At 47.7% G+C, this 11668-nt stretch carries 5 protein-coding genes and 4 pseudogenes; 5 read left to right on the top strand and 4 right to left on the bottom strand.

What is annotated here, in order from left to right; genetic code table 11:
• Positions 1-47 precede the first annotated feature (47 nt).
• From KQP84_RS23335 to KQP84_RS23325, 3 genes and pseudogenes are all read left to right on the top strand, one after another.
• The gene (locus KQP84_RS23335) at positions 48-467 is read left to right on the top strand and encodes a translesion error-prone DNA polymerase V autoproteolytic subunit (protein WP_215848484.1); all 420 of its coding nucleotides are present in this window, start codon (positions 48-50) and stop codon (positions 465-467) included.
• Positions 468-770: 303 nt separating this feature from the next.
• On the top strand, positions 771-2030 hold the full coding sequence (locus tag KQP84_RS23330; RefSeq protein WP_215848483.1) for a Gfo/Idh/MocA family protein: 1260 nt from the start codon (positions 771-773) through the stop codon (positions 2028-2030).
• 335 nt (positions 2031-2365) lie between these two features.
• A pseudogene (locus KQP84_RS23325) lies at positions 2366-2942 on the top strand (C40 family peptidase).
• A gap of 82 nt (positions 2943-3024) precedes the next feature.
• On the opposite strand, the pseudogene KQP84_RS23320 reads toward KQP84_RS23325, so the two are convergent.
• A pseudogene (locus tag KQP84_RS23320) lies at positions 3025-4454 on the bottom strand (6-phospho-beta-glucosidase).
• 32 nt (positions 4455-4486) lie between these two features.
• Positions 4487-5935 (bottom strand): PTS cellobiose/arbutin/salicin transporter subunit IIBC, encoded by a 1449-nt coding sequence (gene ascF, locus KQP84_RS23315; RefSeq protein WP_215848482.1) that lies wholly within the window; start codon positions 5933-5935, stop codon positions 4487-4489.
• A 315-nt stretch (positions 5936-6250) separates the two neighbouring features.
• Here ascF and KQP84_RS23310 point away from each other — a divergent pair, with 315 nt between their 5' ends.
• Positions 6251-7270 (top strand): LacI family DNA-binding transcriptional regulator, encoded by a 1020-nt coding sequence (locus KQP84_RS23310; protein ID WP_215848705.1) that lies wholly within the window; start codon positions 6251-6253, stop codon positions 7268-7270.
• 465 nt (positions 7271-7735) lie between these two features.
• A pseudogene (umuC, locus tag KQP84_RS23305) lies at positions 7736-8997 on the top strand (translesion error-prone DNA polymerase V subunit UmuC).
• 89 nt (positions 8998-9086) lie between these two features.
• On the opposite strand, the pseudogene KQP84_RS23300 reads toward umuC, so the two are convergent.
• Positions 9087-9997: pseudogene (locus KQP84_RS23300) on the bottom strand (LysR family transcriptional regulator).
• A gap of 226 nt (positions 9998-10223) precedes the next feature.
• The gene (locus tag KQP84_RS23295; protein WP_215848481.1) at positions 10224-11495 is read right to left on the bottom strand and encodes an OprD family outer membrane porin; all 1272 of its coding nucleotides are present in this window, start codon (positions 11493-11495) and stop codon (positions 10224-10226) included.
• Between the last annotated feature and the right edge of the window lie 173 nt (positions 11496-11668).

The raw sequence follows: 11668 nt of genomic DNA, 5'->3' as shown, positions 1-11668 counted from the left end.
CATTACTGTAAATATATACAGTTATTTGATTTGAGGAGGAAAATGTTATGGAGTTCATTAAACCTGCGGAGATCCGCGCCGTTATGCAATTGCCGCTTTATATTGAGCGTGTACCTTGTGGCTTTCCCTCGCCCGCTCAGGATTATGTCGAGCAGCGACTGGATCTTAATGAGCTGCTGGTTCAGCGGCCCAGCGCCACCTATTTTATTCGCGTGAGCGGTGACTCCATGATTGAAGCCGGTATCAGTGACGGCGATATGTTGGTCGTCGACAGCGCCATGAAAGCCGAGCACGGAAATATTGTCGTCGCTGCAATAGAAGGCGAATTCACCGTAAAACGCCTCCAGCTGCGCCCCTTTATTCAACTTATCCCCATGAACAGCGCTTACTCACCCATTAATATCAACAGCGAAGAAGGGCTGGAGATTTTTGGTGTAGTAACGTTTGTGATTAAATCGACACACTAAATTAAAAGATAACAGATGATCGAATTGAAGAGGTTTTACCGCGTAGAACGGCTTTATTCTTCTTTATCTGTTATTTGAGTTCAATCAGATATACCGCATGGGGAAAAACAAAGCGCTCGGTATAACTAGCCGTTACGCTTTGTTTTTCTGCGCTTTTCCTACCTTTCTAAAGCCCTCTCGCTGGCGATAAGTGAAATATTTTCCTATCTTTTATAATCCATGAAATAAATATTTCGCTCAGCGCATTACTCCGCAGCCTTATTTCTGACGCTGTATACATCGTGCTACGCAAACGGAGGAAGCATGACCCATAAGCGCAAAGCCTCATACGCCCAGACAGGGCCGGGGACGCCTACTGGACAACCTTTACCGGTTCCAGCCCACTTTGGACAACCCGCAAAGATAGATGTAGGTAGCGTGGAGCATGAAAAAGTAAGCTTCGAGAACTGGAAAGGGCAAGCCGATCGTCCCGAGCCTGACCCGCCAGTGGTGCTGCCGCCGGAAAAACGTCTTGGCATTGCTATCGTTGGGCTTGGGCGTTTAACGCTGAATCAAATTTTGCCTGCTCTTCGCCAAAGCCAATATGCCCGCCCGGTAGCGTTGGTTTCTGGTCGACGTGACAAAGCGCAAGTGGTTGCGGCGCAATACGGTATCGATGCAGACGCTATTTATAACTACGACGAGATGGCGCGCATGGCGGAGAACAAAGCCATTGATGCGGTCTATATCGTGACGCCAAATGGCCTGCATCGCGATCATGCAGTAGCTGCGGCGAAAGCGGGCAAGCATGTGCTGTGTGAAAAGCCGATGGCAAACACGTCTGAGGAAGCGCGTGAAATGATCGCCGCCTGTAATGAGGCGGGTGTCAAACTGATGATCGCTTATCGTTGCCAATATGACGTGTTCAATCTCGAAGCGGCGCGGCTGACGCAGTCCGGTGAGCTGGGCCGACCACGCTTTATTCAGGCTATTACCACTCAGGTGCAAGGCCCGGGCGAGCAATGGCGTATGCGTGCCGCATTAGCAGGTGGCGGGGCATTACCAGATATCGGTTTATATTGCCTGAACGGTGTTCGTACCATGCTGGCCGAGGATCCCATTGAGGTCTATGCGCAAATCATTAATCCAGAGCAGGATGCGCGCTACAAGGAAGTCGAAGAGTCGGTCACTTTTACGCTGCGTTTTCCGTCGGGCGTTATTGCTCACTGTATCACCAGCTACGGTGCGCATGAATGCAAGGATATGAACATCCGGTTAGAGAAAGGTTGGGTGTCGTTGGAAAATGCTTATGCTTATCAAGGCCAGCGCTTGTATGTAGCGCAGCGGTGCGGTGATGCTGAGCAGGTAAATGAAATCCGGCTTTCGCCCCAAGATCAGTTCACGCTTGAAATTGATCACTTCGCATACGGCATATTGCACAATCGGCCCTTCCATTCGCCGGGCGAAGAGGGATTGCAGGATCACCTGCTGATGGAAGCAATTTATCGTTCTGCACGGGAAGGATTGCCAGTGAGGATAGATTATCCGTCTGAACATTCGCCACTGGCTGTAACGCAACGTTAAAACAACAGAAAGCCGGGCATACCCCTTAGACGCGGGTTATGTCAGGCTTTACTCGCCCATCCGCTAAAGGGAGTCACGGGATAATTAACGCTTATAGATACATGTCATTATTAATCAAGAAAATAATAACGCGGTTAAATCTATTTCCCATGCTTATAAAATTTTTTATGTAAAGTGTTTAATAAAGAGAGGCGTTAATAGATTTTACAATTGTAAATTTTCGTCAATGAAGTTAAGTGTGTGTAATTCAAGTAGATAGGCCATTTTTTCAATTAAACCGGTGCTGTATAAATCCACGCACAGTTAATGTGCTAAAACACCCGGTATCCGCCATCATGACGTTATCTAAAAGAGTCAAAGTCTTATTCTGTCTGTCGTTTGTTACTTTGGCGGGGTGCTCATCTCATTCTGCTACTGGCCATAAAAATCTGCCTGCGGATACAACTGATACCTATAGCCGTTCTGATCAGCAACCTGATCTGATTCCCGTCGTCGCAGCACTGCATGACCAAATGCATTCCTGGCAAGGCACACCTTATCATTGGGGTGGAACCACGTTAACCGGGGTTGATTGCTCAGGTTTTGTCTGGCGAACGCTGAAAGACCGTTTCAATCTTCCCATGGATCGCGTGACGACCACCCAGCTTATTCAAATGGGAAAACGTGTCGATGCCGAGCATCTTCAACCGGGGATTTAGTTTTTTCCGCATTAATCATGAAATGCATGTTGGCTTCTATGACACTGACCATCAATTCTTACACGCCTCTTCCAGTAAAGGCGTTATGCGCTCTTCGCTCCACAATCCTTACTGGAAACGCGTTTTTTATCAGGCAAGGCGTTTACCAAAAGAATATAACGCTGAAATAACCTTTAATGCTGAACCGAACGCAGTCACCTTGGCGAAAAACTAATTGTGCTGTTTATTCTGGCGCGAAGACGTGACCTGAGATGCGTAAAAATTAACGTTTCTCAGGCCATTGTCCGAGAAAGGACTCAGTCTAAATCTTTGCCGTTACTGGCAATCACTTTTTTATACCACCAAAATGATTTTTTACGGGTGCGCAGCAACGTTCCGTTTCCGTGATCATCGCGATCAACGTGGACAAATCCGTAGCGTTTACTCATCTCTCCGGTTGATGCTGCAACCAAATCGATGCAACCCCACGTGGTATAACCCATTACCGGAATACCGTCGGCAATCGCGTCTGCCATGGCGCGAATGTGCTCGCGTAAATAGCTGATGCGATAGTCGTCAACGATCTCGCCATCGGCATTAAATTCATCACGCGCGCCAAGACCATTCTCCACCAGAAACAGCGGTTTTTGATAACGGTCATACATCATGTTCATGGTAATACGCAGGCCCAACGGATCGATTCCCCAGCCCCAGTCGCTGCGCTTGATATGCGGGTTGGTTAATGACTTCACTACATTGGCGGCGCTGCTGTTGTTCTCATTCATATCTGCCGACGCGCAGCGTGACGCGTAGTAGCTGAATGAAACAAAATCGACGGTATTTTTCAGGATTTCAGCATCTTCATCCGCCATGACAATCTTGACATCTTTTTCGCGGAACACCCGTGCGGAATAAGAGGGGTAAGCACCTCGAGCCTGCACATCAATAAAGAATAGATTTTCACGATCTTTTTCTAATGCTGCCCACACGTCTTCGGGTTTGCTTGACCAAGGGTAGAAATTCCCGCCTGCTAGCATGCAGCCAACCTGATTTTCAGGATTGATTTCATGCGCAATACGGGTTACTTGTGCGCTGGCTACCAGTTCATGATGCGCCGCCTGATATTTCACCTGCTCTGGATTTTCACCCTCTTCAAAAACCAAGCCTGCACCAGAAAAGGGGCTGTGCAGCAGAATGTTAATCTCATTAAAGGTTAACCAGTATTTCACCAGGCCATCAAACGCTTCAAAGCAGGTACGTGCATAGCGCGCAAAAAAGTCGATCATTTTGCGATTACGCCATGAACCATATTCGGTGACCAAATGCATGGGAACGTCAAAATGGCACAGCGTCACCAGCGGTTCGATGCCATATTGACGGCAGGTTTCAAACAGATCGCGATAAAACGCAATACCTTGCGGATTAGGCGTTGGCTCATCCCCATTGGGGTAAATGCGGCTCCAGGCAATTGAGGTGCGAAAAACGGTGAATCCCATCTCAGCCATTAAGGCAATATCGTCGTGATAGCGATGATAAAAATCGATCGCCTCATGGCTTGGATAGAACTCATCCTGATGCAGGGTAAATCGCTTTTCCAGACCCAGCTTGACCTTCATGCGGTTGGATCCATGTGGGATCATGTCTACTGTAGTCAGTCCTTTACCGCCTTCAAGATAGCCGCCTTCTGACTGATTAGCGGCTAATGCGCCACCCCATAAAAACCTTCAGGAAATGTCGATTCAGACATAAAAAACCTCAGTATCTGGCAACGATCGCCAGTCAATTAGCATTAACAGTTTTAACGGTGTCAGCGGAAAGGGGACTCGCTGATGTCGGCGCTGCTTCACTTTCCGGGATGTCTTCAAACCCTAAAATGAGCGTGAGAATAAAGGAGAGCACCACGGAAAGCACCATCACGGCAGCGACCCAGACGATGCTCATAGGGTTGGTGGGATCGAAAAATTGTACGCTGGTAAACAGGCCGGGAGAGGCCATCGAATGGCTGGCGAGCCCACCAATACCGGCAACCGCGCCGCAAATAAAGCCACTGATTAAGCAGGCGATTAAAGGGCGCTTTAAGCGCACTGCCACGCCATACAGCGCTGGCTCAGAAATCCCGGCAATAATCGCCGAAGCCGCTGCGGCCAAGGCAGTTTGACGCAATTCACGATTTTTAGTCCTGAAAGCGACTGCCAAAGATGAGCCACCAAGAGACAAATTGGCGCCAATTTCAGAAGGCATAACCATGCCTTCTTTACCGGTCTCTGCGATGGTTTGAATGATGGTTGGGGTAAAAACACGATGCATGCCGGTCATCACCAACAATGGCCATATTGCGCCCATAATAGCGACAGAAAGCCAGCCCAGATAACCGTGAACGGTGTAGACGACTGCCGAAATGCCGCTACCAATCCAGATGCCCAGCGGCCCGATGAAGACAATCGCAATCGGGGCAGCGATCAACACAATCAGCATGGGTTTGAGGAAGTTTTTGGTTACCGCCGGCGTGATGTGATCAACGCCTCTTTCAATGTGAGACAAAATCCAGGTCATCACCAGCGCGGGGATCACGGTGTAAGTATATTTCACTGCTGTCACTGGAATAGCGGCAAATTCGACAACCTGTCCTTGTGCCGCTTTCGCCATCAGGTCAACAAAATTGGGATGAACCAGCACGCCAGCAATCGCAATGGCCAGCGACATGTTGGTTTTGAATTTAAGCGCAGCAGAAGCAGCCACCATCACCGGCAAGAAGAAAAATGCGCCATCGCCAATAACATTCAAAATGATCAGCGTTGAGGAGCCTTTTTCAAAAACACCGGCCATATCCAGGATCATGGCCAGCAGTTTTACCATGGAGCCGCCGATAATGGCGGGGATCAAAGGTGACATTGTTCCGACGAGTGCATCAAGAATGCCTGCGCCAATCCCTTTCAAGGTTATTTTACGGGGTGCGGTTGAAGACGGTGCGGCATTCGGCGTACCCAGTTTTAATACTTCCTGGTAAGCCTTCGACACGTTGTTGCCAATGATAACCTGGCACTGCGTGTCGTTATGAACCACGCCCATGACACCATCAATAGATTTCAGTGTCGGGCTGTTGATCAACGAGGGGTCTTTCACCACAAATCTCAGGCGAGTCATACAGTGCGTGACCGCCTCAATATTATTCAGGCCACCTAGCGCATCAACGATAGCGTGTGAGACCTCAGCGTAGTTCTTCGGCATAGGTTTTATCTCTGTAGAGAAATCGGTAAGTGTTCTGACCGGTGTGTTACATCAACGATGCCAATGTCATTTGAATAATTCAGCGCTTTTTTCAGCCTGGGCATCGCTTATGAAACCTCTGTAGGAAACCGGTTTCATAAAATCATGAAGATGTTTATCGATATGAACAAGAGATAAAATTTGTGAATTTTTGATTATGTGACGATGATCAACCTGAAGGATCACCGGGGCATGCAGTACAAATTGGAAAATATTTCAAAACAAAGAGTGACTTAGGTAGACTGCCAAAAAGAGGGCGATTCAGACGGCGCAATGATGGCAACAATACTTGAAGTGGCTAAAAAAGCCGGTGTATCAAAAGCGACAGTTTCCCGCGTTCTGTCTGGAAACGGCTACGTCAGTCAGGAAAAGCGCGAGCACGTGCTGCAGGCCATTGCGGAAACAGGCTATCGTCCTAATTTACTGGCGCGTAATCTTGCGATAAAAAGCACGCAAACTATCGGGCTGGTGGTCACTAACACCTTGTATAGCGGCAATATCTTCAGCGAGTTGATGCTTCACTCAGCCCGCATGATGGAAGAACAAGGCCGTCAACTGATACTCGCCGATGGCAAACATACGGCTGAAGATGAAAGGGCAGCAATTCAGTTTTTGCTGGATCTTCGCTGCGACGGCATCATTATCTATCCGCGTTTTCTCTCTATTGCTGAGATGGATGAGATCATTTCGCTCCACAAACAGCCCATCCTGGTCATCAACCGGCGATTGAGACGCAACGACAGTTACTGCATTTTTTCTGATCAAAAATTAACCAGCGCAGCGGCGGTAAAACATCTCATTAAATTAGGCCATCGCGATATCGCGTTTATTACCGGCTCACTCGATTCTCCAACCGGAATGGAACGCCTTTCAGGTTATAAATCTGCACTCGCTGAACAAAATATCGAGATAAATAACGCGCATATTGTGGAAGGAAAATGGACGGCGCAAAGCGGCGTGGATGCGGTTGATATATTGCTTAAGCGAGGCCAGACATTTAGCGCGCTTGTTGCCAGCAATGATGAGATGGCCGTCGGGGCTCTAAAGAGGCTGGCTGAATGCCATATTTCGGTGCCTTCTGCTGTGTCGGTGATTGGCTTTGATGACATTCCACTGGCGCCCTACACTATTCCTTCCCTCTCTAGCATGAAAATGCCCGTCACTGAAATGATCAAAGAGACAATCAATCGCCTGCTTTCCATGTTGGATGGTGGAGAATTTGAACAACAAAAAGTGTTTACGGCCAGCCTGATCGCGCGTGATTCTATTACGACGGGTCCTTATTTCCATCCTTAGAAAATTGTCGATCAAATAGCGTCTGGCGGTAATCCACCTTTATTACGCGGTTGTCTATCCATCAAAGAAATCCCCTTTTATTCTGTTTTAGTGAAAGAGATTTGTTCATTATCTCGCCAGGCTCAACTCCTTTTTAATTAAAAAAGCCTGTCGCCAGGCGTTATGCCTCAGAGCGGACCCGGATGATGCCGCTTCCGCATAAAAGCACCCGAGATGTCATCCCGTTTAGCATGGTTTTGAAAAATTAGTCGAAAAAAGCATGAATAATGAGCAAGTTGTTCATTAAGGCCAGATTAGACTTGATCAATTCTCTGCATCAGCAATACTGTATGGATATACAGTTTATCGGTAACGCTACGATGAAAAGCTTGCTGAGTCATCAATTAATTAAAAACAGTCCGCTTTTTATCACGTCAGGTGATGTGTTCACGCTGATTTGCCGATGCTTTCATTCCCTGGGCTACTATGTTTGCATTAGTCGACGTTAATAATTTTTATACCTCATGTGAAACCGTATTCAGGCCCGACCTGCGGGGAAAGCCGGTTGTCGTGGTTTCAAATAACGATGGCTGCATTATTTCGCGTTCAGCGGAAGCGAAAAAATGGGCATAAAAATGGGTGCGCCGTATTTCAAAATCAGAGATGAATTACTTCATCATAAGGTAAAAGTATTTAGCTCAAATTATGCCTTGTATGCTGATATGTCTCATCGTGTGATGAGTACGCTGGAAGAGATGGCACCCGCAGTAGAGTTTTATTCAATTGATGAAGCTTTTATGAGTATGGCGGGCATCCGTAATTGTCGCGTGCTGGAGGAATTTGGCTACGAGATTCAGCAGCGTATCTGGCGAGAGACACATCTGCGCGTAGGCATCGGCATTGCACCAACCAAAACCCTGGCGAAGCTGGCAAATTACGCGGCAAAGAAATGGACTAAAACCCGCGGCGTGCTTGACCTCTCTAATAGTGAACGACAGAAAAAATTGATGGCGCTGGTGCCGGTTGAAGAGGTGTGGGGCGTCGGACGACGTATCAGCAAAAAGCTCAACGCTATGGGCATTATTACCGCCAAAGATCTTTCCGAACAAAGTACCTGGATCATCAGAAAACACTTCAACGTGGTATTGGAGCGCACCGTGCGCGAATTACGCGGCGAGCCCTGTCTGGAACTGGACGAATATTCCCCCAGCAAGCAACAAATCATGTGCAGCCGCTCTTTTGGTTATCGCATCACTGAATATGAAGAAATGCATCAGGCGATTTGCACCTACGCTGAACGTGCCGCAGAAAAGTTACGTCAGCAAAGGCAGCACTGTCGTTTGATCAGCGTGTTTATTCGCACCAGTCCCCATGCGGAAGGCGAAGTGTTCTATACAAATCAGGTGAGCGGTAACCTGCCAATTCCTTCAAATGATACGCGCGATATTATTCGCGTCGCCGTTCGTGCACTTGATGCGATGTGGAAAGAGGGTCATCGCTACATGAAAGCGGGGGTTATTCTCAGCGACTTTTTCAGTCAGGGCGTTGCCCAGCTTAACCTTTTTGATGAATTCCAGCCGCAGGCCAACAGCGCAGCGTTGATGCAGGTTATGGATCAGATCAATGAAAAAGAGCGCGGCCGTATTGGGTTTGCTGGACAGGGAACAGTGAAGTCATGGGCGATGAAACGCGAAATGCTTTCTCCGGCGTACACCACCCGTTTCTCAGATTTGCCGGTGGCAAAGTAGTCAACGGAAAACGGGATTGTTTAAACGTATCCGCTTTCTTACACACACATTAATCATCGAAAAGAGGGGTTGTTTCTCTTTTAAAGATATTACAGCGATGTGTCCCATGTTGGTTTTCCAGAGAATGCGGCAGCCAAAAAGTCTATTAATACCCGGGATTTATGCGCCAGATATTTGGCTGGGGGATAGACGGCGTAAAGCCCCATTGGCGGCGCTTCAAAAGGGTGAGGACAGACTGAATCTCGCCTCTTTTAAGGGCTTCGCTCACGACGAAAGTGGGGAGACGAGAGATTCCCAGCCCGGCAATAGCTGCATTCAGACACACTTCAGCATTGGATAATTTCATTCTACCTTGTACTGGCTGCGTAGAGATGCCCTGATTTTCATCCCTGAATGGCCACTGATACGGATCGCGAAAGTTAGTATCTACAATGCAGTCATGCTCAATAAGTTGTTCCCAATGCATCGGTACTCCTCTGCGTGAAAGGTATTCCTGAGAGGCAACCAGAACAATACGGATATCGCTGAGCTTTCTGGCGATCAGATTACTGTCTTCCAGATTGCCAATGCGTAATGCCAGATCAAAACCTTCATCAACCACATTCACTGCGCGATCGGCAAAATGAACATCCAGCTCAATATCAGGATACTGACGCGCAAATTCGATCAAAAGATGCGGTAATTTCAATGTTCCAAAAGTGACGGGGGCAGAAATTCGCAATGTACCTGAGGGCGAATTTGACGTATTACGCACGGAATCATTGAGTGCATCATAGTCGGCGATAAGCTGCCTAATTTGTTCATAATAGGCACGGCCCACTTCGGTGGGCGTCAAAGAACGGGTGCTGCGTCGGAGTAAATTCACGCCAAGTTCACGCTCAAGACGAGAAATAAGTTTTGATGCCTGTCCGTGGCTGGTATTCAAACGCTGGGCAGCGGCGGTAAAACTCCCTGTTTCCATGACAGCAATGAACATGCGATCACACTCAATTCTTTCCATATATCCTCATTGAACACGTTAAATCTCACTAACCTCACGGCTAACCGAAGCTGTAATAAAACCGATCCTACATGCAACAGCCTTTCGCTCTAATTTAATCGGAAGGTTGATGGCGAGCAGAACAAACAATAACGTTTTTTCTGTGAGCATTTTTCACTTCGCATTGAAAGGAGCAGTGGCTGAGTGCGTTGCCACTGCTTTAATGAGAAATTTACATCAAATCGGATTACAACAGTGAGAAAGGATACTCAACAAAGACACGAACTTCATTACCGCCGATATTATAATCGGCTGCATCTGACGAAACGCGTAGAATCGAATAACGCAGTTTCAGTTTCAGATCTTTAGCGAATCCATCCTGAACTTTGTATTGGATCTGGTTAAAGAATTCATGCTCATGACCATTGCTGGATGCCGAGGTTTTGATATTGTCACCGCGGACATACGCTGCATCATAGCTCAACCCAGGAACGCCTAATCCCGCCAGATCAACCGAGTAAGCGACCTGCCAGGATCGTTCATCTTCACCATTGAAATCTGACCAATAGGAGTTCGCCAGCCAAATGGTATTGCCGCCATCGCCAGTGCCGCCCTGATTGCGATACCCACCATAATGGTATCCCGTGCTGCCACTGCTCTGCTGATAAGCCAGTTTAAACGTGTGAATATCCCACACGTAACTTGCCGCCAGGCTCCAGATGGAATTACTACGTCCGGTATTTTGGCTGTCTGCATAAGACTGATCAAGACGTGAGTTATAACCATTGAAATCGAGTATCAGTGCCTGGTTAGCCACTAAAGGCTGGCGATAGTTCAGATTCAGATATTGCTTGTTCAGAACATCCTGAACGTGCGAAGCGTAAAACCCACCGCTGAACTGATCGTTAAACTGGTAGTGTGCGCCAGCAAAAGCCAGGCTATTGAGGCCGGTATCATGGCTGTCATCACTTTTCTGTTGTTCATCGGTAAAGTAACCCGCGCTGACATCCAGGCCTTCGATCTCCTGAGAGTCGAGCATAAAACCGGTATAGGTTTCGGCCAGCAGGCGGGAATCATCGCTATTCAAAATGGGCAGAGCAGGGCGCTGTGTCCCGTAGCTCAGCACGGTATTTGAGAAGCGCATCTTCGCAGTAGCACCGAATTTAGCGAGGTCGGACTTTGCTTTTCCATCCTGGTCCTGAGCAAAAAAGTCGATGCCGCCAGCACCACTACGACCGCGTCCGCCATCCAAACGCACAGCATATTGAGCAATACCATCAACACCAAATCCTACCGGGCCTTGCGTAAAACCGGATGAATAGGTAGCAATAACGGCCTGGCCCCATTCCGCACGATCGCGTACGCCTTCATCTTTATAATCGCGCTTGATATAAGCGTTGCGAAGTAATACATCAAGCTGGCTGTCTTCGATGAATCCATTATTTTGCTGCCCAGTACTGGCAAAGGCCGAATTCGCGCTAAGTGTCACGAATATGGCTAACGGCAAAGATTTGTTCACGTTCAATTACCCTGTCTATTTTATTTTATTCAGTAGATACCCTTTTCTCAGGCAGAGCAGATGCCTGAGGGCGAGCAATTTATCACTGTTTCAAAAAGAGCAGGGAAAAGCGTTTATCGAATAGTGCGGATTTTGATTATGAATGTCAGGTGGGATAAATAGTAAGCAATGGC

This window comes from Candidatus Pantoea bituminis (assembly GCF_018842675.1).
Taxonomy (GTDB): domain Bacteria; phylum Pseudomonadota; class Gammaproteobacteria; order Enterobacterales; family Enterobacteriaceae; genus Pantoea; species Pantoea phytostimulans.
Note: the sequence above shows the minus strand (reverse complement) of the source record. Positions and strands in the feature narration are given on the sequence as shown.

Bases quoted from the DNA above. Each gene is read 5' to 3' on its own strand.
- KQP84_RS23310 (WP_215848705.1), top strand. From the start codon at position 6,251: ATGGCAACAATACTTGAAGTGGCTAAAAAAGCCGGTGTATCAAAAGCG.
- KQP84_RS23335 (WP_215848484.1), top strand. From the start codon at position 48: ATGGAGTTCATTAAACCTGCGGAGATCCGCGCCGTTATGCAATTGCCG.
- ascF (WP_215848482.1), bottom strand. From the start codon at position 5,935: ATGCCGAAGAACTACGCTGAGGTCTCACACGCTATCGTTGATGCGCTA.
- KQP84_RS23330 (WP_215848483.1), top strand. From the start codon at position 771: ATGACCCATAAGCGCAAAGCCTCATACGCCCAGACAGGGCCGGGGACG.